Source organism: Saccharothrix hoggarensis (assembly GCF_052936025.1).
The window spans coordinates 4715756-4738619 of record NZ_CP193624.1 but is presented as its reverse complement, the minus strand read 5'-3'; the positions used below and the strand labels follow the sequence as shown (position 1 = coordinate 4738619).

General features: G+C 73.2%; 15 protein-coding genes. 5 read left to right on the top strand and 10 right to left on the bottom strand.

Annotated features, from left to right (window positions below; all coding sequences use genetic code 11):
- Nucleotides 1–437: 437 nt before the first annotated feature.
- The gene (locus ACRAKH_RS21290) at nt 438–2141 is read right to left on the bottom strand and encodes a (2,3-dihydroxybenzoyl)adenylate synthase (RefSeq protein ID WP_380727223.1); all 1704 of its coding nucleotides are present in this window, start codon (nt 2139–2141) and stop codon (nt 438–440) included.
- A gap of 372 nt (nt 2142–2513) precedes the next feature.
- Here ACRAKH_RS21290 and ACRAKH_RS21285 point away from each other — a divergent pair, with 372 nt between their 5' ends.
- From ACRAKH_RS21285 to ACRAKH_RS21275, 3 genes are read left to right on the top strand one after another with little or no spacing between them, the layout of a single operon-like run.
- Nucleotides 2514–7811 (top strand): type I polyketide synthase, encoded by a 5298-nt coding sequence (locus ACRAKH_RS21285; RefSeq protein ID WP_447009210.1) that lies wholly within the window; start codon nt 2514–2516, stop codon nt 7809–7811.
- A complete protein-coding gene (locus tag ACRAKH_RS21280) occupies nt 7808–8509 on the top strand; it encodes a class I SAM-dependent methyltransferase (protein ID WP_380727227.1) in 702 nt (233 codons plus the stop codon). Before ACRAKH_RS21285 ends, ACRAKH_RS21280 begins: the two co-directional genes overlap by 4 nt.
- 14 nt (nt 8510–8523) lie before the next feature.
- The gene (locus tag ACRAKH_RS21275) at nt 8524–9612 is read left to right on the top strand and encodes a GtrA family protein (protein WP_447009209.1); all 1089 of its coding nucleotides are present in this window, start codon (nt 8524–8526) and stop codon (nt 9610–9612) included.
- Nucleotides 9613–9737: 125 nt separating this feature from the next.
- Here ACRAKH_RS21275 and ACRAKH_RS21270 read toward each other — a convergent pair whose 3' ends face one another.
- From ACRAKH_RS21270 to ACRAKH_RS21255, 4 genes are read right to left on the bottom strand one after another with little or no spacing between them, the layout of a single operon-like run.
- Complete coding sequence (locus ACRAKH_RS21270; protein ID WP_380729714.1) at nt 9738–10607, bottom strand: carbohydrate deacetylase; 870 nt, start codon at nt 10605–10607, stop codon at nt 9738–9740.
- Nucleotides 10608–10613: 6 nt separating this feature from the next.
- Entirely contained in the window at nt 10614–11318 is a 705-nt protein-coding gene (locus ACRAKH_RS21265) for a class I SAM-dependent methyltransferase (protein ID WP_380729716.1), read from the bottom strand.
- On the bottom strand, nt 11315–12286 hold the full coding sequence (locus tag ACRAKH_RS21260; RefSeq protein ID WP_380729718.1) for a glycosyltransferase: 972 nt from the start codon (nt 12284–12286) through the stop codon (nt 11315–11317). Before ACRAKH_RS21260 ends, ACRAKH_RS21265 begins: the two co-directional genes overlap by 4 nt.
- 37 nt (nt 12287–12323) lie before the next feature.
- Nucleotides 12324–13469 (bottom strand): cytochrome P450 family protein, encoded by a 1146-nt coding sequence (locus tag ACRAKH_RS21255; RefSeq protein ID WP_380729720.1) that lies wholly within the window; start codon nt 13467–13469, stop codon nt 12324–12326.
- A 331-nt stretch (nt 13470–13800) separates the two neighbouring features.
- On the opposite strand from ACRAKH_RS21255, the gene ACRAKH_RS21250 reads away from it, so the two are divergent.
- Entirely contained in the window at nt 13801–14676 is an 876-nt protein-coding gene (locus tag ACRAKH_RS21250; protein WP_380729722.1) for an alpha/beta fold hydrolase, read from the top strand.
- A 241-nt stretch (nt 14677–14917) separates the two neighbouring features.
- Here ACRAKH_RS21250 and ACRAKH_RS21245 read toward each other — a convergent pair whose 3' ends face one another.
- Nucleotides 14918–15286 (bottom strand): YciI family protein, encoded by a 369-nt coding sequence (locus tag ACRAKH_RS21245; RefSeq protein ID WP_380729523.1) that lies wholly within the window; start codon nt 15284–15286, stop codon nt 14918–14920.
- A 218-nt stretch (nt 15287–15504) separates the two neighbouring features.
- On the opposite strand from ACRAKH_RS21245, the gene ACRAKH_RS21240 reads away from it, so the two are divergent.
- Complete coding sequence (locus ACRAKH_RS21240) at nt 15505–17586, top strand: ArnT family glycosyltransferase (RefSeq protein ID WP_380729525.1); 2082 nt, start codon at nt 15505–15507, stop codon at nt 17584–17586.
- A gap of 613 nt (nt 17587–18199) precedes the next feature.
- Here ACRAKH_RS21240 and ACRAKH_RS21235 read toward each other — a convergent pair.
- The 4 genes from ACRAKH_RS21235 to ACRAKH_RS21220 all read right to left on the bottom strand — a co-directional run bounded on the left by ACRAKH_RS21235 (nt 18200) and on the right by ACRAKH_RS21220 (nt 22847).
- Nucleotides 18200–19594, bottom strand: coding sequence for an MFS transporter (locus tag ACRAKH_RS21235; protein ID WP_380729528.1), 1395 nt, complete (start codon nt 19592–19594; stop codon nt 18200–18202).
- A 262-nt stretch (nt 19595–19856) separates the two neighbouring features.
- Entirely contained in the window at nt 19857–20279 is a 423-nt protein-coding gene (locus tag ACRAKH_RS21230) for an SgcJ/EcaC family oxidoreductase (protein ID WP_380729531.1), read from the bottom strand.
- 52 nt (nt 20280–20331) lie between these two features.
- On the bottom strand, nt 20332–21522 hold the full coding sequence (locus ACRAKH_RS21225) for an FAD-binding protein (RefSeq protein WP_447009208.1): 1191 nt from the start codon (nt 21520–21522) through the stop codon (nt 20332–20334).
- Nucleotides 21519–22847, bottom strand: coding sequence for an FAD-dependent oxidoreductase (locus ACRAKH_RS21220; protein WP_380723298.1), 1329 nt, complete (start codon nt 22845–22847; stop codon nt 21519–21521). The genes ACRAKH_RS21225 and ACRAKH_RS21220 overlap by 4 nt, the downstream gene beginning before the upstream one ends.
- Between the last annotated feature and the right edge of the window lie 17 nt (nt 22848–22864).

Here is a 22864-nt window from a genome sequence, read left to right as displayed (position 1 = left end):
GTCGAACAATTACTATTTTGCCGACGCGGGGGGGTCCCGTCTTCTCCTGGACTGCGGCCGGTTCGATCCCGTTTTCGCACCGGTGAGGTTGACGCTCGGGGCGGGGTTCGGTAGTGGGCCGACGGGGGCCGCGCGGTGCCCGGAACGCCGAACGCCCCGTGCCCTGGGCGGGTGGCCCGGAGCACGGGGCGTTCGGTGTGGCACGGCCGGGAGGCTGCTGACGCGGCCGGGGGCCGGTGAGCGGCCGGGAGGCCGATGGAGCGGTGGAGGGCCGGTGACGCGGCCGGGAGGCTGGTGGAGCGGCCGGGGGCTGGTGGGGCGGCCGGGTCGGGTCCGTCGGGTCGGTGGGGCGGCCGGGTCGAGTCCGGTCCGGTCGGGCCGGTGGGGCGGTCGGGCCGGGTCGGGTCAGGTCGGGTCAGGTCGGTGGAGCGGTCGGCTCAGGCGGCGTGCGAGGCGGCGTCCGGACGTGCCGGCGCGCGTTCCCCGTCGAGCCGGCGTTGGATGTCGGCCCTCAGCGCGCCCTTGTCGAGCTTGCCGACGTTCGTCGTGGGCAGCGAGTCGACGGCGACCAGGCGTTGCGGCACCTTGAACGCCGCCACCCCGGCCGCCAGCATCGCCGACCGCACGTCGTCGAGCGTCACCCGGCAGCCGGCGGCGCGCACGACGTACAGGCACACGGTCTCGCCGAGCTCGGCGTCCGGCATCGCCACCGCCGCGGCCTGGCTGACGCCGGGCACCCGGTGCGCCAGGTCCTCGATCTCCTCGGCGTTGATCTTCTCCCCGCCGCGGTTGATGACGTCCTTGTCCCGCCCGGTGACGACGAGGTTCCCGTCCGGCGTGCGGCGGACGATGTCACCCGTGCGGTACCAGCCGTCGCCGACGAACGCGCGCGCGTTCAGCTCGGGCGAGCGGTAGTAGCCCCGGATCGTGTACGGCCCGCGGGCGAGGAGGATGCCGGGCTCGCCCTCCGGGACCGGCTCGCCGTCCTCGCCGACGATCAGGACCTCGTCGGCGGGCGACACCGGGCGGCCCTGCGAGCGCTGGACGACCTCCGGCGGGTCGTCCAGCCGGGTCAGGCACAGCAGCCCTTCGCCCATCCCGAACACCTGCTGGAGCGCGCAGCCCAGCTCCGGCTCGATCCTGGCGGCGACGCTGTCGGCGAGCCGGGCGGCGCCCACCTGGACCAGGCGCAGGGAACCGAGGTCCGCGGACGGGTCGGCGGCCCGGTGGTCGAGCCAGCGGTGCACGATCGCCGGCACGGCCGACGTCGCGGTGACCCGCTCCCGCTCGATCAGCCCGAACGCCACCTGCGGCGACGGCGACGGCGCGATGACGACCCGGCCGCCCACCAGGAGCGTGCCCAGGATGCCGGGGCCGGTGTTGACGAATCCGTGCCCGACCGGCAGGACCGCGAGGAAGACGGTGTCCGGCCCGAACCGGCAGATCTCCGCCGCGGCGCCCATCATGTACACGAGGTCGTCGTGCGTGCGGGGGATGAGCTTCGGCACGCCCGTCGTGCCGCCGGAGAGCAACAAGGTGACGACCGCGTCCCCGGGCGGTGTCGGCGCGTCGAACGCGACCTCGCCGTCCGGCTCGGCCAGCAGCTCCCGCGCGTCCGTGAAACCGGGTCGGACGTCGTCGCCGACCACGAAGACGTGCTCGCACACCGGCACGTCCGCGGTGACCTCGCGCGCCATCTCCTGGTGGTCGAACCCCTTCAGCTCGTCCGGCACCACGAGCGCCTTCGCCTCGGCGTGCGCGACGACGCCGGTGATCTCGTTCTTCCGGTGCTGCGGCAGCGCCCACACCGGCACCGCGCCGAGCCGCAGGCACGCGACCGTCAGCACCACGAACTCCCAGCAGTTGGGCAGCTGGATGACGACCCGGTCGTCGGCGCGCAGGCCGTGCTCGGCGGACATGCGGGCGGCCGCGGCGTCCGCTCGGGCCAGCAGTTCGCGGTAGGTGATCCGCACGTCGCCGTCGACGAGGCAGACCGCGTCGGGCGCGGTCCGGGCCGTCTCGGCCAGGCAGTCGCCCAGCGCGCGTCCCTGCCAGTAGCCGGCGGCGACGTACCGGGCGACCGCGTCCTCCGGCCAGGGTGAGACGCCCGTCCTGGTCGGCTGTGCCGTCGACTCCGCCATGGTGCTCCCGCGTTCCGGGGACGGCCTCGACCGTCCGGTCCGATCCGGCGTCCCGCCGGCTTGCGTCCTGCGGGCGAGCGTAGGCAGCGATGCCCGTTGCGGCGTCTCGATTCTTGCCGGGCGCGGTGGATTCCGGCGAACGGGTTCGCCTCGGGGGCCACCGCACGTCAGGAGATGCCACGGCGGCCCCGTCGGATCGAAGGTGTCCCACAGGAAGGACTCGCCCCGCGTGAGTTCGTCCGCGCCTTGAGGGAACCGCGCCTTGAGGACCAAGGATCGCAGAAGCCATCGGGGGCAGCGTTCTCCCACCGCCGAGATGAACGGATCCGGCTTTGGACGTGGCCGGCCGGAGCAGTGAAGAGGAGCGAGCACTTGAGCGAGTACGAAGCGCCCGACGAAGCCATCGCCATCATCGGCATGAGCTGTAGGTTGGCTCCAGACCTCAACTCGCCTGAGCGCTTCTGGGAGTTCCTCGCCGAGGGCCGGAGCACCGTCGGCGAGATGCCGGAGAAGCGGTGGCGGCCCTACGCGACGAGCAGCCCCCAGGCGACGGCGATCATGCGCGCGACCACGCTGCGCGGAGCTTTCCTGGACGACATCGAGGGGTTCGACGCCGACTTCTTCGGCATCTCGCCCCGGGAGGCCGACTTCCTCGACCCCCAGCAGCGGTTCATGCTGGAGCTGTCCTGGGAGGCGCTGGCCAGCGCGGGCATCTCCCCGCTGGCGCTGCGCGGCACCGACACCGGTGTCTACGTGGCGGCCAACTCCAACGACTACGGTCGGCGGCTGCTGGAGGACCTGCCCAACACCGGCGCGTACGCCGTGAACGGGACCACGTTCTACGGCATCGCCAACCGCGTCTCGTACTTCCTGGGCCTGCACGGGCCGAGCATGGCGGTGGACACGGCCTGCGCCGGCGCCCTGACCGCCCTGCACGTCGCCTGCCAGAGCCTGCGCGTCGGCGAGACGCCCCTGGCGGTCGTCGGCGGCCTGAACATCATGGCCACGCCCGCGCTGAACGTGGCGCTGGACGGCGCCGGCGCGATGTCGCCGGACGGCCGCAGCAAGGCGTTCGACAAGGACGCCGACGGCTACGGCCGCGGCGAGGGCGCCGGCGTGGTCGTCCTGAAGCGGCTGGCCGACGCCCGCCGCGACGGCGACCCCGTGCTGGCCGTCGTGCTGGGCAGCGGTGTGTTCCAGGACGGCCGGTCGGACGGCATGATGGCGCCGAACGCGGCCGCGCAGGAGCACATGCTCCGCAGCATCTACACCAGGATCGGCGTCGCACCGTCCGAAGTGGACTACGTGGAGGCGCACGGCACCGGCACGCCCACCGGCGACGGCGAGGAGATCCAGGCCCTCGCCGGTGTCTTCGGCGCGGACCGGTCGCCCGACGCGCCGTGCCTGATCGGCTCGGCGAAGCCGAACGTCGGCCACGTCGAGGGCGGCTCGGGCATCGTCGGCGTCATCAAGACGGTCCTCGCCCTCGGCCACGAGGAGCTGCCGCCGAGCCTGCACCGCGAGCCCAGCGCCAACGTCGACTGGGAGAACTGCGGGTTGCGGCTGGTCGGCGAGCGGACGCCGTGGCCGGTGGGCGAGCGGGCGCGCCGGGCCGGTGTCTCCAGCTACGGCGTGGGCGGCACGATCGCGCACGTCGTGCTGGAAGGCCCCGAGCACGCGACCGCCGACGCCGCCGCACGGCCCGTCGAGGAGACGGCCGCCGGTGACCTCAAGGTGTTCCCGCTCTCGGCCATGTCCGAGACCGGCCTCCGCGACCTGGCCCGCACCACCGCGGACTGGCTGGCGGCACGCCCCGGCACGTCGCCGACCGCGACCGGGCACACGCTGGCCCTGCGCCGCTCGCACCTCGCCGAGCGGGCCGGGATCGTCGCGGGCTCGACCGACGAGCTGGTCGGCAAGCTCCGCGCGCTGGCCGACGGCACGGGCACCGCGGGTGTCGTGTCCGCGCGCACCGCGCCCGGCCAGGACACCGGCGTGGTCTGGGTGTTCTCGGGCCACGGCGCGCAGTGGACCGGCATGGGCCGGCGGCTGCTGGCCGCCGAGCCGGTGTTCGCCGAGCGGATCGACGCCCTCGCGGACGTCTTCCGCGCCGAGCTGGGCTGGACGCCGCGCGAGGCGCTGCTGAGCGACGAGCCGTGGTCCGCCGCCCACGTGCAGGCCCTGACGTTCGCCGTGCAGGTCGCACTGGCGGAGGTGTGGCGCGCCAACGGCGTCGAGCCTGCCGCCGTCATCGGCCACTCGGTGGGCGAGATCGCCGCGGCCGTCGCCGCCGGCGTCCTCGACGTCGACCAGGCCGCCCGGTTCGCCTGCCGGCGTGCCGCCGCCCTCCAGTCGTTGGAAGGCCTCGGCGGCATGGTGATGGCGTCGGTGTCGTTCGCCGAGGCCCGGGAACGCCTGGCCGGCCGCACGGACGTGGAGGCGGCGATCTCCGCCGACCCCCACTCCACCGTCATCTCGGGCGACCGGGCGGCGGTCGACCGGATCGCCGAGCAATGGACGGCGGACGGCGTGCAGATCCGGCGCGTCGACTCGGACATCGCGTTCCACAGCGCCCACGTCGACCGGGTGTCCGGTCAGGTCGAGGTCGCCGCGCGGGAACTCGACCCGCGGCCCGCGACGATCCCGCTCTACAGCAGCGCGTTGGCGGACCCGCGTTCGGACGCCCCGCGTGACAGCGCGTACTGGGTGACGAACCTGCGCGAGCCCGTCCGCTTCACGGAGGCCGTGCAGGCGGCGCTGGAGGACGGCCACCAGTTGTTCCTGGAGGTGTCCTCGCACCCCGTCGTGACGCACTCGATCCTGGAGACGTGCCGCCACGTCGAGGCGGAGGACGCCTTCGCGACCGGCACGCTGCGGCGCGACACCGACGAGGTGGAGGCGCTGCTGACCAACCTGGCCGTCCTGCACAGCCGCGGCGGCCGGGTGGACTGGTCCCGGCAGCACGGCGGCGGCGACCTGCTCGACCTGCCGTCCGTCGCCTGGCAGCACCGGCCCTACTGGATCTTCCCGGAGTCCGGCGCGACCGCCGGGCCGGGCGGCGGCCACGACCCCGAGAAGCACCTGCTGCTCGGCGGCCGGATGTCGGTCAGCGGCGCGCCCGCCCGCAAGGTGTGGCAGACCAGGCTGGACATGGCCACCCGCCCGTACCCGCAGAGCCACGGCCTGGTGGGTGTCGAGGTCACGCCGGCCGCGTCCATCATCAACACGTTCGTCGCGGCGGCCTCCGAGGGCGACCACACCCCGGCGTTGACCGACATCGTGCTGCGCACCCCGCTGGCCGTCGAGCCGGCGCGCGTGGTGCAGGTCGTGCTGGAGGGCCGGGCGCTGTCGCTGGCCACCCGGATCGCCGAGGACACCGGCGCCGACGAGGGCGACGAGTGGATCACCCACACCACCGCCAACGTCGACGTCAACGGGCAGCTGTCCGGCCGGCTCGACCACGAGGTGGTCCGGGCGCGGCTGCCGATCGGCTCGCTGCGCCGGATCGACGAGATGTTCGCGCGGATGGGCGTGGAGGGCTACGCCTTCCCGTGGGACATGGACGAGCTGCGCAGCGACAGCGACGAGCAGCTGGCCGTGATGACCATCGAGCGGCCGCCGGCGACGCGGGCCACGAGCTGGGCGCACGTGTTCGACGGCGCGCTGACGATCAGCGCGGCGGTGGTGTCGCCCGGTGACGCCGACGTGCTGTGGATGTCCCGGTCCATCGAGCGGGTGGCGTTCCGCGGCGACCCGCCGGCCAAGGTGATCGTGCACAGCACGCGGTCGCCCAAGTCGCCGCACGACACCGTGGACGTCGTCGTCGCCGACGAGCGCGGCGAGATCGTCTGCGAGGTCACCGGTCTGAAGTTCGCCGCCGTGGAGCACCTCGGCACCACCGCCCTGCCCCGCGACCTGGTGTACGAGCTGGTGTGGAGCGACCTGGCCGCCACCACGTCGGCCGAGGTCGAGCAGGTCGTGCTGGTCGGCGAGCCGGCGGACACCGCCCGCCTGGCCGAGCAGATCGAGCGGGCCGACCGGGTCCGCGTCCACACGGTCGACCTCCGTCCCGGCCCGGACGGCCACGACGAGGACGACTGGGCGCTGGACCTGCGGCCGCTGCTGTTCACCGAGCCCGGCGCGGTGGTCCTCGTGCCGCCGTTGGCGGGGGAGGGCGAGAGCCTGGAGACGGCCACCGAGCAGACGTCGTGGACGTTGATCCGGACCGTGCAGCGGCTCTCCGAGTTCGCCGCCAACGCCCCGGAGAACGTTGCGCCGCAACGCCTCTGGGTCGTCACGCGCGGTGTTCGCGACGCGGTCGACGCGCGCTCGCTGGCACACGGCCCGCTGTGGGGCATCGGCCGCATCATCGCGGGCGAGCACCCGGCGCTGTGGGGTGGCGTCGTGGACGTCCCGGAACTCGGGCCCGACACCGGCGCCGAACTGCTCGACCTGCTGCGCGGCGCGGCCGGCGAGGAGGACGTCATCTCCCTGACGTCGCGGGGCGCGCAGGCCGCCCGGCTCGGCTCGATCGAGCGCACGCCCGACGGCACGCCGCTGGACTGCTCGCCGTCCGGCACGGTCCTCATCACCGGCGGTCTCGGCGCGCTGGGCCTCGAAGTGGCCCGGTGGCTGGTCGGCCGGGGCGCCCGGCGGCTGCTGCTGGCAGGCCGGCGCGGGCTGCCGCCGCGGGCCGACTGGGACACGGTCACCGACCCGGAGCTGCGCCGCCAGATCGACGGCGTGCTGGGGCTGGAGGCGCTCGGCGTCACCGTGAACGCGGTCGCGCTGGACATCACCGACCCCGAGCAGACGGCCGCCGCGCTGCGTCCCGGCGCGCTCGGCCTGCCGCCGATCACCGGCGTCGTGCACGCCGCCGGCGTGGTGAACAACGCGCTGGTGGACAAGGTCGACCTGGACGGGCTCCGCGAGGTGCTCGCGCCCAAGGTGGACGGCGCGCTGACGCTGCACCGGCTGTTCCCGCCGGGGAAGCTGGACTTCTTCGTCCTGTTCTCCTCGTGCGGCCAGTTCGCGCGGTTGACCGGGCAGACCAGCTACGCGGCGGCGAACTCGTTCCTCGACGCGTTGGCCGCGCACCGCAACTCCGGCGGCCACACCGAGACGGTCAGCCTCGGCTGGACGTCGTGGCGCGGCGTCGGGTTGTCCGCGGACATCGCCACCACGATGGTCGAGGCCAACTCCCGCGGTCTGGAGGCCGTCTCGGTGTCCGAGGCGTTCCGCGCCTGGGCGTTCGGCGACCGGTACCAGGCGTCCTACCAGGCGGTCCTGCGCCTGCTGCCGCTGCCGTCCACGATGACCAAGGTGCCGATGCTGCGCGACCTCACCGCGCCGGACTCGGTCGAGGGCGAGGCGGGCCAGGGCGTCGCCGTGGACATCGCGGGCCTGTCGGCCGAGGACGCCCGCGAGCGGGTCACCGCGGACGTGCGGGAGCAGGTCGCCGCCGAGCTGAACCTCGACCCGGCCGACATCGGGCTCAAGCGCCCGCTGGTCGAGCTGGGCGTCGACTCGGTGATGACGGTGGCGCTGCGGGTGCGGATGCAGCGCCGGTACGGCCTCGACCTGCCGCCGACGATCCTGTGGGCCAAGCCCACCGTGGCGGCGCTGGCCGGGCACGTGCTGGAGAGCCTGACCGCGGAGGACGGGGCGTGAAGTCGGCGGAGATCCGCCGGATGGCCGACGTCGAGGACCGGCACTGGTGGTTCCGGGAGAAGCGGGCGATCCTCGCCCGCGAGCTCCGCGGGATCACCCCGCCGGGGCGGGCCCTGGACATCGGGTCCGCCGGCGGCGGCAACACCCGGGTCCTGCGGGAGCACGGGTGGTCCGCGGTGGCCGCCGACCTCTCCGAGGAGGCGGTGGCCATCGCCCGGGACCGCGGTCTGGACGCCGAGGTCGCGGACGCCCGCGAACTCCCGTGGGACGACCGCGAGTTTGACCTCGTCACCGCGTTCGAGATCCTCGAGCACATCGACGAGGACGACCGGGCGGCCGCCGAGATCCGCCGCGTGCTCCGGCCCGGAGGCACGGCGCTGATCACCGTGCCGGCGGACATGCGCCTGTGGTCCGCGCACGACGAGGAGGCCCAGCACTTCCGCCGCTACACGCGGGACGGCCTGGTCGAGCTCGTGGAGGGCGCCGGGCTCGTCGTGGACCGGGTGTGGAGCTGGAACGTGCTGGTGCGGCCGCTCGTCGCGCTGCACCGCAGGCGTTCCACCGGCAGCGACATCGGCGAGCCGCACCCGCTGGTCAACGCCGTCCTCACCGGGGTCGTGGTGGCCGAGCGGTACCTGCCGGTGAAGTCGCTCAACGGGGTGTCGCTGATCCTGCGCGCCCACCGGCCGGCCGGGTGACGAGCGTTCACCGGGTGGCCTGCGTCGAGGTCGTCGTCCTGCTGGACGGCGACCTCGACCGGCTGCCCGATGCGCTGCGCACCTCCCTCGCCGCCCCCGACCGCGCGTGGACGGTCACCCTGGTCCAGCTCGGCGGCGACGCGACGTGGGAGCGGACCCGGCGGTTGACCGCGAGCCTGCCGGGGACGCGTGCCGTGCGCGGCGGTCGGGCCGGTCGCGGCGCCGTGCTCGCGGGACTCTGGCGGGACAGCACGGCGGACGTCGTCGCCTGCCTGCCCGACCCCGCCGCCGCGGCCGAGCTGCCGCGGGTGCTCGCGCCGCTGGTCGACGGCCACGCGGACCTCGTCGTCGGCCGCCGACCCGGCACGCACGGCCGCCTGCTCCAGCGTGCGTTCGGCCTCGACGTCGCCGATGCCGGTGGCGGCCTGCGCGCCGCGCGCACGGCGGCCGTCCGACCGTTGCTGCGACTGTCCACTTCGGACGGACCGTCCCTCGGCACCGAGCTGCTGCTCCTGGCCGCGCACAACGGGTTGCGGATCGCCCAGGTGCCTGTGACGGGCGCCGTCGCGGGCGTGCGCCTCGGCGAGCGGCTGGTCGGTCTGGCCCGCGTCGCGCACGCGATGGCCACCGGACGTGCCGACCTGGGTGCGCCGGGCGCCCGCCCGGCCCGCCTCGCGCCCGCGGTGACGTTGCTGAGGTTCGGCCTGTTCGGCGTGGTCGGGCTGATGTCGGGGCTGCTGTACGTGGCGCTGTACCTGGGTCTCCGCACCGTGGTGCCCCCGGCGTTGGCGAACCTGGCCGCGCTCGTGCTGGGCGCAGTCGCCAACACCGAGGTGAACCGGCGGTGGACGTTCGCCGGCCGGCGGGTCGCGCCGGTGGGCACGCACCTGCGCTCGGGGGTGCTGTTCGCGCTGCACTACCTGGTGATGACGGGGGCCGTCACGGCCGCGGTCCACCTGAACCCCTCGGCCGGGCGCCTCGGCGAGGTGGCCGTGCTGCTGGCCAGCAGCCTCGCGGTGAGCGTGCTGAGGTTCGTCGGCCTCGACCGGTGGGTGTTCCGCACCGGCGGGACCCGTCGACGCAAGGCGTCCAGTGCGGAGTGACGGGTCGGCGCGAGCCGGAGGTTGAGCGTGGGCCGGGTTTCGGCGGGAGCCGGGTTCGGCGCGGGCCGGAGGTTCGGCGCAGGCCGCGGTTCGGCGTGGTCCGGGGGTTCAGCGCGGGGGAGAGGTCAGCGCGGTTCGGCGGGTGTCTCACGGGCCAGGTCGGCGTAGGTGCCCAGGCGCCAGCCCAGGTGGTCCACGGCGTCGCGCAGCTCGGGGCTGGTCAGGGCGTCCAGCTCGCCGGCGCGGGCGAAACCCCACTCGTAGCGGGCGGACGCCTCGGGGTCCGCGGCCTCGCCGGGGTGGCAGTTGATCTCCGCCGCGGTCGCGCTCGACTCGGTCAGGCGTTCCAGCGCCGACCGGAACGTGGGCAGCGTGAGGCGGCCGGCCTCGTCCAGCCCGGCATAGGCGCCGGGGCTGACCAGGCCGGCCGCGGTGAGCCGGCGGCGGACACCCGCGCTGAGGCGTCGGATGCCCGCGCCCTTGGGGCCACCGGCCCGGCTCGACGGCAGGCGCACCGCGCCGATCCGCCACCGCCGCGCGAGCGCGACCACGACGTCGGCCACCGGCGGCCACAGGTGGAGGTGCTGGTGGGTGTCCAGGTGGGTCAGGTTCAGCCCGCACTCGCCGACCAGCCGTTCGACCTGGGCGTCGAGCTCGCGCTCCACGTCCGCCGGGTCGATCCGGCCGGCCGCGGCACGGGCGAGGAACCGCCGCCACTCCCGCGGGAAGCCGCCGTCCCTGGTGACCAGGGTCGGGATCTCCCGCCGGGTCAGCAACGGCGGGTCGACGCCGATCAGCGCGAGGTGCGCGCCGACGCCGAGCGCGGGCGCGTCGGCCAGCCACCGGGCGGTCCGACGCACGGCCGGGCCGACCGCCAGGACGGACGTGCTGGTCAGCACGCCGTCCCGGTGGGCGCGCAGGACACCCCGCGCGATCCCGTCGGTCAGCCCGTAGTCGTCGGCGTTGACGATCAGCAGTCGGCGCGCCGCGCTCACGTCCGCCTAGCCTTCCTTCCGGCCGAGCACGCACAGGTTGATCATCAGCGGGTTGAGCGCCTGGAGCCGCGCGTCGCACCACCGGGACACCCCGTGCGCGCCGAACTGGAACGGGAACAGGTGCAGGCCGTGCCGCCGCACCACCGTCACCCCGCCGTCCCGCAGGGGATCGCGCAGCGAGCGCCACGTGCTGAAGTTCTCGAAGCCGTCGAACGGCCGCAGCCCCAGCCTGGTGGCGAGCTTCACCACCGGGCTCCACACCAGGTTCGGCGTGCTGACGGCGAGGTGCCCGCCCGGCTTGAGCACACCCGCCATCTGCCGCAGCGCGGCGGCGGGGTCGGGGGTGTGCTCGATGCACTCGGACGACACCACGACGTCGAACCGGTCCGGCCCGAAGTGCTCGACCAGCCGCAACGCGTCCGCGACCTCGGCGTGGCACCCGACCCGCCGCCGGGTGGCCTCCACGAGGTTCGGCCCGAGGTCGGTGGCGGTGACCCGCGCGCCGCGCTCGTGCAGCCGCTCGCTGAAGTAGCCGAGGCCGCAGCCGACGTCCAGCACCTCCTTGCCGCGCACGAGGTCGTCGGGCAGGAAGTCGTCGATCAACGTCTCCACCCGCCGGGTGGTGTCGTACGACGACAGCGCGCGCTCGAAATCCGCACCGAGCCGTTCGTGGACGTACTCGCGTTCGTCGGGCACGCGGGAACTGGTCACCGCTCCTCCACGGAGTCGTTGCCGGACAGGCGGTTCCCGGCCAGGCGGGCACCGGACGGACGAGCACCGGACAGGCGGGCGGCGGACAGGCGGGTGCCGAAAAACCGCACCGGGTTCCGCGTCCGCCCGCCGAGCGGCCCGGTGCGCCGGGCGTCCTCGGGCAGGGTGACGCGCAGAGCGCCGGACGTGAACCGGCGCGCCACCCGCACCATGCCGAGCAGGTCGTCCCGGACCGTCCGCCACAGGTCGACCGACGTGTTCGGGTCGTCGAGGCAGTCCACCGCGACCTCGTGGATGCGGACCCCGTTGCGCTGCGCGACCAGCAGCAGCTCGGTGTCGAAGAACCACTTGTCGTCCTCGACCGCGGTGAGCAGCGCCTGCACGACGTCGCGGCGGCCGGCCTTGAAACCGCACTGGGCGTCGGAGAACCGGGCGCCCATGGTGGTGCGCAACAGGAAGTTGTACACCCGCGACAGCACGGCGCGCTTCACCGTGCGGTCGACCCGGGAACCGTTGACGTGCCTCGTGCCGATCGCCAGGGCGCTGTGCCCGGACAGCAACGGGGCCGTCAGCGGCAGCAGGGCGTCCAGGTCGATGGAGAGGTCGACGTCGGTGTACGCGACGACGTGCGCCCGGCTGCGGCTCCACACGTGCCGCAAGGCCCGGCCGCGCCCCTTCTGGTCCAAGTGCACCGCCTCGACGTTCGGCAGCTCGGAGGTGAGCGCCGTCGCCAGCGCCCAGCTCCCGTCCGTGCTGCCGTTGTCCGCGATGGTGATCTGGAACGAGTACGGGAAGTTGGCGCTCAGGTAGGCGTGCAACCTGCGGATGCTGGTCGCCAGCACCTGCTGCTCGTTGTAGATGGGCACCACGAGCTCGACGGTGGGGGTGGGCGTGGTGCCCGGTTGGCGCGGGACGTGCCCGATCAGTGTCCGCGCCGTCGGGCTGTCCCCCGAGTGTGCGATCGACACCGGACCTCCTTGAACGCTGGCTGCGTCGGGGTTTCGCTCAGAGGACCGGCGGCCGGGCCGCGCCGAGCCGCACGGGGAGCGCGCGGTGGCCGTTCATGATGAAGGTCCCCTGCGGCTCCAGCTCGTCCACCGGGACGGCCAGCTCCATGTCGGGGAAGCGCTGGAACAGCGCGGGCAGGGCCACCATCGCCTCCAACCGCGCCAGCGGCGCGCCGAGGCAGTAGTGGACGCCGTGGCCGAACGACAGGTGCGACTTGTCCGCGCGGAGGGCGTCGAACTCGGACGCGGTCTCGCCGTGCACGGCCGGGTCGCGGCCGATGCCCGCGAAGCCCATCATCACCGGGTCGCCCTTGTTGATCAGCACGCCGCCGATCTCGACGTCCTCGGTGGCGAACCGGAACGGCAGCATCGCGGCGGGGGAGTCGACGCGGATGGTCTCCTCGAACACGTCGTCCCACGTGACCTTGCCCGAGTCGACCAGGCCCTTCTGCTCCGGCTTGCTGAGCAGGTGCTTCACCGCGTGGCTGAGCACGTTCATCAGCGTCTCGGAACCCGCGCCCAGCATGAGGTGCAGGGTGCCGGCCATCTCCTCGTCGGACAGCCGCGAGCCGTCGTCCTCCTGCGCCGCCACCAGCAGGCTGGTGAGGTCGTCGCCCGGCTCCTCCCGCTTGCGGGCGGCCAGGTCCAGCATCGCCTGGTGCCACTGCTCGACGTTCGCCTGCGCCTCCTCCGGCGTGATGGAGGTGCTGACGTTGACCTCGCCGCCCTTCAGGGCCTCGGCCCGCGCCTCCTCCGGCACGCCGAACAGCTCGCAGACCACCATGGCGGGCAACGGGTAGCAGAACTTCGACTTCAGGTCCACCACCTCGTCCGGCGGCAGCTGGGCCAGCTCGTCGAGCAGCCCGTTGGTGATCTTCTCGATCAGCGGCAACGAGTCCTTGACCCGGCGCGCGGTGAAACCGCGGGCCACCAGCTTGCGCAGGCGCACGTGGTCGTCGGCGTCGCGCGTGGTCATGTTGTCCATGACCACCCACGTGATCATCGGCCAGTCCGGCGGGACCTCACCGGCCGCGAGCACCGGCCAGTTCTTCGGGTCCTTGCCGAAGCGCTGGTCGGCCAGCACCTGCTTGCCCACCTCGTAGCTCGTGACCGCCCAAGCCTGGTAGCCCCCGGGGAGCTCCACCCTGCTGATCGGTCCATTCGCACGGATGCGGGCCGCCTCGGCGTGGACGTCGACACCTGCCGCGTCCAGCACTACGGGACAACGAGGCTCCATCAGCTTGCCTCCAAGCGAGAACGGATTTCCCTGGGCTTCGATGGGCCGACGGTAATGAAGCCGGACGGCCCACCGCGTATCGAAAATTGCGTTGGAACACTGCAATCGAGAGGAAGGCGGCACAACGGCCCGCCGCTAGCGTCGAGTCGATCGCGCGAGCCGCCCGCGTGGCTGGGAATCGGTCGCGCGGACGGTGTTGTCGGCCACCGGCCGGCAGTCGAGAACGAGGAGACGTCCGATGGCAGACTCAGCGCCCAGCACGCTGAACGAACACGGCGGAGAAGCCCCCGAGGACCTCCGCCTCGAAGACGACTACGCCGGGCCGCGCAACCTCCCGGTGGACACGGTGACGTCGCTCGACGGCACCGTCATCGCGTACGAGAAGTCGGGCTCGGGCCCGCCCGTCGTGGTCATCGGCGGCGGCCTGAACGACAAGGCGATGTTCGCGCCCTTCGCGCACATGCTGTCCGAGCACTACACGGTGTACAACGTGGACCGCCGCGGTCACGGCGACAGCGACTACGGCGACCCCGAGGAGTACTCGATCCACCGCGAGGTCGAGGACCTCGCCGCGGTGATCGAGGTCGCCGGCGAGCCCGCCGCCGTGTTCGCCAACTGCACCGGCGGCATGGTCGCCATCCAGGCCGCCGCCGACGGCGTGCCGATGCGCCGGCTCGGCATGTACGAGCCGCCGTACGACTCGCCCAAGGCCACCGACGAGCAGCTGGTGGAGCTGAAGCGGCTCGTGGCCGCGGGTCTCCGGGAGGAGGCGGTCACCCTCTTCGGCAAGGACATCGTCGGGTTCATCACGGACGAGACGCTGGAGAAGATCAAGAACCACCCGGCGTGGCAGGCGTTCGTGTCGATGGCTCCGTCCGCCGTGTACGACACGATCATCAGCCAGCAGCACAACGCGGTGCCGTTCGACCTGCTGCCGAAGATCACCGTGCCGACGCTGATCATCAGCGGCCGCAAGAGCACCCCGTCGATCCAGGAGGCGTGCGTGACGCTCGCCGACCGCATCCCCGACGCGCGGCTCATCCGACTGCCGGACGAGGGTCACCTGTACGACCAGCGCAAGGTGGCCCCGCTGATGGCTGACTTCTTCATTTGATTGCGCCGCCTCCGGCGGCGCGGCTCGGTCGCCTGGAAGTCGGTCGTTCGAGCCTCGTTTCCCGCCGATCGAGAAGCGTGATCGGCGGGAAAGGAGTCTCGAACGACCGACGCGACCTCGCGTGGTGGTCCCGGTGGGGGAACTGAGGGTGGCCCGGGGGAGTGAAGGGGCTGGGGTCCGGGCGAGTGAGAGGGCTGGGTCCGGGTGGGGTGAAGGGGTGGACGGGGGCGCTGGGGTGGGGTCACTCCATGAAGGCGCGGACCTCGGTGGCGCCGTCGTGGGCGTCCGGGAACCGTGAGGCGATCTCGACGGCCCGGTCGATGCTCTCGCACTCGACCACGAAGTAGCCGACCAGCTGCTCCTCGGTGGTGTGGAACGGACCGTCCACTGTGGTCAGTTCGCCGTTCACGGCGCGGACGGTCCTCGCCTCCGCCGGGTCCGCGAGCGGCTGGCCGGTGACCAGCTCGCCGCTCTCGGAGATCTCCTGCATGAGCGCGCCGAACTGCGCCATCCGCGCTTCGCGGTCCGCGTCCGACAGGCCCTCGCGGTGCATGAACGTCGGGTGCGCCCACGGCTTCGGGTTGCTGTAGATCGAGATCATGTACTTCATGGCGCCAGCCTAGGGTCGGCGGCGCGACGCCGAACAGTGCGCGCGTCACGACCGCCCGCGTGGACTTCTCACGAATTGCCGTTCTCGCCTTTCCCGCGGTGGTGGCGCAAGGAACGAGACGTCGGACCACCCCTCCGCCGACGACCCTGAGGACCGATTCGCGACGTGTCACGTCGACGGGTCGGTACCAGGCGGCAAGAAGGGCGAAGGGAATACCGATGGCTTCTGTCACGCACCACCCGCCGTTGGCCGTACCGAGGCCTGCGGGACCGGAGCCGAGGGCGGCAGCCGGTGGGAAGAACCGGGACCACGTCCGCGGCGCGGGCCTGATCCTCCTCGGCATCTGCGCGCTCGCCGGCGTCCTCTACACGTGGGCCATCGGCGCGAGCGACTTCGGCAACGCCTACTACTCGGCCGCGATCAGGTCGATGACCGAGAGCCTGCCCAACTTCCTCTTCGGCGCCGCCGACCCGTACGGCGTGGTCAACGCGGCCAAGCCGCCGATGGCGCTGTGGCCGCAGGCGGTCTTCGCCTCGGTGTTCGGCTTCCACAGCTGGGCGCTCATGCTGCCGCAGGTGATCGAGGGCGTCGCGACCGTCGTGCTGCTGCACCGCACGGTCCGGCTGTGGGCCGGTGAGCGCGTCGCCCTGGTCGCGGCGCTGATCCTGGCGCTCACGCCGGTCACCGTCATGGTGAACCGCAGCAACAACACCGACACCCTGTTGGTGCTCCTGCTGGTCGCGGCGGCCTACGCGTTCACCCGCGCGGTGCACAGCGACGCGGCCCGGAGCCAGGTGCGGTGGCTGCTGCTGTGCGCGTTCCTCATCGGCTGCGGCTTCACCACGAAGCTCATGGCGGCCTGGGTGATCGTGCCCGGCCTGGCGCTGGTGTACCTGGTGTGCGTCGACGGTCCCGTGCGCCGCCGGGTGAACCACCTGCTGGCGGCGGGCGGCGTGCTGGCCGTGTCGTCCCTGTGGTGGCCGGTGCTGCTGGACGTGTGGCCGGGCCGCAAGCCGTACATGGGCGCGAGCCTCGACGGCACCGCGCTCGACAACATCATCGGCTACAACGGCTTCGGCAAGATCTTCAACCTCGGCCAGCAGTACGGCGGCTCGGGCCTGCACGTGCAGCTCGGCGCGGTCGGCATGGGCGGCGGCTACCCGGACGTCACGCGGATGTTCGTGCTGGAGGTGGGCGGCCAGATCTCGTGGCTGCTGCCGTTCAGCCTGCTCGTCCTGGCCGTGGTCGGCGCAGCCGGTTACCGGCGGCTGTGGTTCCGCGTCCCCGGCAACCGCCTCCAGCGCGCCGGGTGGCTGCTGTGGAGCACCTGGCTGGTCGTCACGATCCTCGTGTTCAGCTTCACCGAGGGCATCTGGCACCCGTACTACACGACGGCCCTCGCGCCGCCGATCGCGGCGATCTCCGCGGCCGGCTTGTCGTTGCTGTGGCGCACCTACCGCACCGGCCGCGGCCGCGGGTGGCTGCTGCTCCCGGCGTCCGTCGCGCTCACCGGCGCCTGGGCGGTGGTCCTGATCGACCGCGACCCGTCGTGGCAGGGTTGGACCAAGTGGGTCGTGATCGCGGCGACCCTGGTGTCGGTGGTCGGCCTGGTGCTGGGCAGCCGGTCGTCGGCGCAGCGCCGGACCGTGGGCCGGTCGGCGTTCCTGCTCGGCGTGGTGGCGATGCTGTTCACGCCGGCGGTGTGGTCGGTGGTGTCCGCCGCCGAGCACAAGACGAACGGCGGCTTCCCGTCCGCCGGACCGCCCAACGAGGCGTTGAACGCGTTGACGCGTGGCGAGCTGCCGGCGGGCGCCGTGATCCCGGGCTTCGAGCACGTCGAGCCCGCACCGCCGCGTGCCGGCGGGTTCGCCGGAGCGGTCCTGCACGAGGAGAACCGCAAGGTGCTGGAGTACGCCGAGCGGAACTCCGACGGCGCCGCCATCACGTTGGCGGTCGAGGGCGGCGGCCTGGCCGCGTCGTCGTTCATCATCGACAGCGACGCGATGCTCGTCAGCATGGGCGGCTACCTCGGCGCGGACGCCGCGCCTTCGGTCGACCAGCTGCGCCGGTGGGTCGACGACGGCGCGCTGCGGTACGTCCTGACCGCGGCTCCGGGCGAGAAGCGGATGGGCGGCATCGCCGGCATGGGCGGCGAGGAGCAGCGCGAGCGCGTCGAGTGGGTCCAGGACAACTGCGCCCCGGTCGACCCGGCCGTCTACGGCGGCGCGCCGATCACGCCGGCCGAGGACATGCTGCCCCTGCCGGGCTACGGCGACGCCATGCTCTACCGCTGCGGCTAGGTCCACAGATCACGAACCACGCACCACGCCGCTGCGGGCGGTGGTCCCCACCTCGGGGCCACCGCCCGCAGCGTTTCCGCGTGCGTGCGTGGGGATGGAGGCGGGGGTGTGGGTGTGGGCGGTGTGCCTGGCTTCGCCGGTGGTGAGGTGCCCGGCGGTGGGTTGGGTGGGCGAGTGGCGAGCCGGACCGGTGGTGGGTTGGGTGGGCGAGTGGCGAGCCGGACGGGTGGTGGGTTGGGGTCGGCGACTGGCGAGCCGGACCGGTGGTGGGTTGGCTGGGCCGGACGGCAGGGCGGCCCGGTGATTGTGAGGCGGCCCGGTGGCGGGCACCGTGCTCTGGAGCCGGTGAGAGAGCCGGGAGCACGACCGGGCGGTAGGCGGAGTCCGCGGGGAGTGGACGGATGCCGAGCCCGGTCCAACGGTGTGCTTCCAGCAGTGTGCTGCCGCAGGCCGCAGCCAGGCCGCGCAGCGGGGGCGGGGCGGGGGAGAGGGTCCTGACGCCGGGGCGTTCGTGGTCGATAGGGGGTGGCCTGCCCTGACACAGCGGAACGCCGTCGCACCCTGGGGGTGCGACGGCGTTCCGCGTTCCGTGCGAGTCGGTGCCCGCCGCCGGTCAGGCGGTGTGCTGGACCATCTCGGCCACCGGGTCGCGCAACTTGGTGTCCACGCGCTCGAGCAGCGCCGCGATCAGGACCGCGCCGACCACCATCAGCACCGCGCCGACGCGCAGCGCCAGGCCGTAGCCGGCCGTCATCGCGACGTCCACGTCCACGCCCTGCTGGATCTCGCCCATGGCGTCGCGCAGCGCGAGCGTCACGAGCACCGCCAGGCCGAGCGCGCTGCCGACCTGGAGCGCGGTGGTCTGCACACCCGACGCCAGGCCGGAGTCCTGCTCGGTCACGCCGTGCAGCGCGGCGTTGGTGCCCGCGGGCATGGACGCGCCCGCGAAGACGCCGAACACGATCATGCCGGGCAGGATGCCGCCGAGGTACGTCGTCTCGACGCCGATCATGCTGGTCAGGAACAGGCCGACACCGGCGCCCGCGAAGCCCACCGCGGCGACGGCCTTGACGCCGACCTTGGGGATGAACGCGGTGCCGAGGCCGATGCCCACGCCGATGCCCAGGCCCAGTGGCAGCCACGACAGGCCGGTCCGCAACGGCGAGTACTCCAGTACCTGCTGCATGAACAACGTCAGCATGAACGTGTAGGAGATGAACGCCGCCATGTAGAACAGGGACGCGGTGTTGATGACCGACCGCGTCCGGTTCGCGAAGAACCGCAGCGGGATCAACGGGTCCTTCGCCCGCCGCTCGATGATGAGCATCGCCAGGATCAGCGCGACGCCGAGCCCGAGCGGCAGCACGACGGCCGCGGAGCCCCACGGGTGGTCCACCGCCTGGAGCAGGCCGTAGACGATGGCGAACAGGCCGGTGGTGGACGTGATCGCGCCCGCGACGTCGAGCCCGGCGCCCTTCTCGCGCACCATCTTGCTCTCGGTCACCATCCGCGGGATCAGCACCAGCACCAGCAGCGCGATGGGGATGTTGATGTAGAAGATCCACCGCCACGACGCCATGTCGGTCAGCAGGCCGGAGATGACGTAGCCCAGCGTGCCCGCCAGCGCGGTGATGCCGCCCCACGCGCCCAGCGCCTTCGTGCGCTCACCGGGGTCGGTGAACAGCAGGGCGATCAGGCCGAGGGACGCCGGCGCGGCGATCGCCTCGGCGATGCCCTGCCCGATGCGGCCGGCGACCATCATGCCGGTGGACGTCGCCGCGCCGGCCAGGACCGACGACACGGCGAACAGGCCGACGCCGATCATCAGCAGCTTGCGCCGGCCGAAGATGTCGGCCGAGCGGCCGCCGAGCAGCAGCAGGCCGCCCGACATCAACACATATCCGTTCACCACCCAGGTCAGGCCGGCTTCGGTGAAGCCGAGCGACTCCTGGATGTGCGGCAGTGCCACGTTCACGATCGTCATGTCCAGGAGGATCATGAACTGCATACCGCAGAGCAGGACGAGTATCCACCAGCGCCGGGGATCGACCTGCCGGTCCCCGACGTGTTCCGATGGTTCATTTGCGCGCACGCCGCTCACACCCTAACTCCCTCGATGTTCGAATCGCCTTCCGGTGCGGCAGGGCCGTTCGGGCGAACCACACCACCGCTACATTATGTGATGATCCGGTCGCGATTCGAAGTGATGGGCAAACCTGGTCGGTGTGAATTTCTCATCTTCGGGAAAGGAATTCCTCACCCCGAGAGCGCTATGCGGGCGACGCGGGGGTGTTCTGGTACGCGGCCAGTCGCCATTCCCCGTTCTGCTTCACGGCGAGCCAGGTGGCGCGGATCGCGCGGTCTTGGGCAACCTCGGTCTCGCCCGGCGCCAGCACGCCGCCCGCGGTCAGCAGCACGGCCACGTCGTCGCGCAGGAAGCGCAGCGAGAACGGCGTGCCGGTGACGCGGGTGCCGCGGTACGGGCCGGCGAACGCGGCGGCCATGAACGCGCGGATGTCGGCGCGGCCCGCCTGGTAGACGCCGGACAGGATCATCGTGCCGTCCTCGGTGAAGACGTCCGCGAACGCGTCGGCGTCGTGGTCGGCCCACGCGGCGACGATGCGGGCGGTGAGGCCCGCGACCGCGCCCCGGTCGGCGTCGGCAGTCGTCGGGGTTGCCTGGTCGATGGTCATCGCAACGGCCTTTCCTCGGGTGTTCTCGGTGGGTTCTTCGGCGGTGGTGTCGTCATGCCGCCGGGTAGCGCGCGCCGCCGGCCTCTTCGACCAGGGCGGTGAGTGACTTGTTGGCCCGCCGCATGCGGTCCAGCGCGTCCGGGTCGCCCGCCGGCGCGGTGCGCGGGATGGCGAGGACGACGGTGAGCGCGTCGTCGGCCCGGGGGACGTTCGGCGCGGCGAGGTGGTCCGTCGGGATGGGGTAGACCAGCACCCGGCCGCCGGCGACGTCCTCGGGCGGCAGGTCGTCCAGCGCGAGGCCGACCAGCGACGCGGCGTGCCGTCCGGGCACGAGCAGCGTGATGCGCGGGTGGGGGTCGCGCTGCCACGACCCCGTGGCGCGGAGGTGGGCTTCCACGGGGGCGGCGCGGTGGAGGAAGTCCAGGTACGGCCCCGTTTCCACGTGCGCGGAGTCCGGCCGGAGGCCCTCGGGGAGCGAGGCGTCCGCGTCGACGTCCGCCACGGCGTGCAGCCCGAACCACCACCCGGCGCCGGCGACGTGCCGCGCGTGCCCCTCGACGTGCGCGAACCGCTGCGAGGCCGCCACCAGCGCCTGGTCGGCCAGGAACACGCCGAGGTCGCGGTAGGACAGCTCGTGTCGGCGCACCAGGGCGGGCGCGGCGGTGAGGGCGAGCGTGGCCCTGGTGATCACGCCGTGCCGCCCCTGGCCGCCCCGCACGGCGTCGAACAGCCCGGGCCGCTCGGTGGGGGAGCAGGTGACCAGCGCGCCGTCCGGCGTGACGACGTCGAGGTCGTGCACGTTGTCGGCGACGAAGCCGTGCCGGTGGCAGGCGCCCCCGACCCCGCCCGCCGCGAGCACGCCCCCCACGGACAGCTCGAGGTAGTCGGGCAGCACCGGCGGCGCGAGGCCGTCCGGCAGGGTCGCCGCGACGACCGCGCTCCATCGCGCGCCCGCGCCCGCGCTGACCCGGTCCGGCCCGGTCCGCCGCACGTCGGCCAGGGTGTCCGTGACGACCACGATCCCGCCGGGGCTGAGCGGTTGGCCGTCCACCGAGTGCCCGGCCCCGCGCGCCACCACGGCGATCCCGCGCTCACGGCCGTGGCGCGTGACCGCCGCGACGTCCTCCGCGTCGCCCGGCCGCAGCACGGCGGCCGGGCGTCCGCTGACCTGGCGGCCGAAGTCGGTGGCCGCCGCGTCGAGGTCGGCGGGGTCCGTGCTGAGCGTGCCCCGCCAGGCGGTCACCGGCGGCCCCGCAGCACCCGCTTGACGATCGACGGGCGCATGAGGGCCTGCGGCGGGTCGACCAGGCCGGCGGCCCGCAGGAACGCCTCGGTCAGCTCCTCGTCGTACACGGCGGCGGCCTGCACGCGCGGCACGTAGGCGTTGCCCATCCACGTCTTGAGCGTGCGGCGGCCCTGCACGCCGGGGAACGCGAGGTCCGCGCTGGCGGCCATCTCCCACGGCGCGTCGGTCACCTTCGCGAGGTCCGCGAAGTACCGGCGCGGGTTCGGCGCCTCGCCGTTGGCGACGTGCCGCGCCAGCACGGTGGACTCGATCGCGGCCACCGTCATGCCCTGCCCGTAGACGGGGTTGAACACGCACGCCGCGTCGCCGATCACCAGCAGGCCCGCCGGGAGGCGGGACATGCGGTCGTAGCGCCGCCGGATGCTCGCCGGGAAGCGGAACATCTTCGGCTCGCCCATCGGCTTCGCGTTCTGCACGGCCTTGTAGATCTCCGGCACGGGCAGCGACTCGACGTAGGCGAGGAACCCCTCCATGTCGGTGGGCGGCCGGTCGCCGAGCAGCCCGGTGAGCGACACGCTGTACCGGTCGGGCAGCCGGGCGAAGATCGCGCCGCGCGGGATCGCGGGCGTCGCCACCGGCAGCAGCGCGATGTCGTCGCCGATCGGGTCGAACTCCAGCGGGCCGTGGAAGTCGCACGTCGTGTAGGTCAAGTCCATCGCGACCCGCTCCTCGGCGACCTCCGGGTAGCCCAGCTCGCCGAGCCAGCGCGGGGTGCGCGTGCCGCGGCCGGTCGCGTCCACGACCAGGTCGGCGGTCAGCAGCTCCTCCGGCGCGTCACCGGACCGGCCCTGCACGCGCGCGCCGGTGACCCGCTTGCGGTCGGGGTCCGTGATGAGGCCGACGATGTCGGTGTGCTCGCGGACGGTCACCTCCGGCAGCGCCGTGACCCGGCGGCGGATGCGGTCCTCCAGCAGGGGACGACCGGCCGCCACGCAGGTCAGGCCGGTCTCCGTCTTCTTGATCATCTCGCCGTTGAAGTACCAGCTCAGGCTGGTGCCGAAGTCGCCGATCGGCACGCCGATCGACCGCAGCTCCTCGGTGAAGCCGGGGAACAGCTCGTCCAGGATCTGCTGACCGCGCGCCAGGAGGGCGTGGATGTGGTGACCCTGGGGAATGGCCTGACGGGGACCGGACGCCCCGGTCACCGCGTCGCGGTCGACCACGGTCACCGTCCGGTAGTGGTCGGCGAGCACGCGGGCCGAGAGCAGTCCCGCGATGCCGGCGCCGAGGACCACCGCGTGGTTGCCGGCATACCTGTCCATGGCGCGTCCTCCGGTGG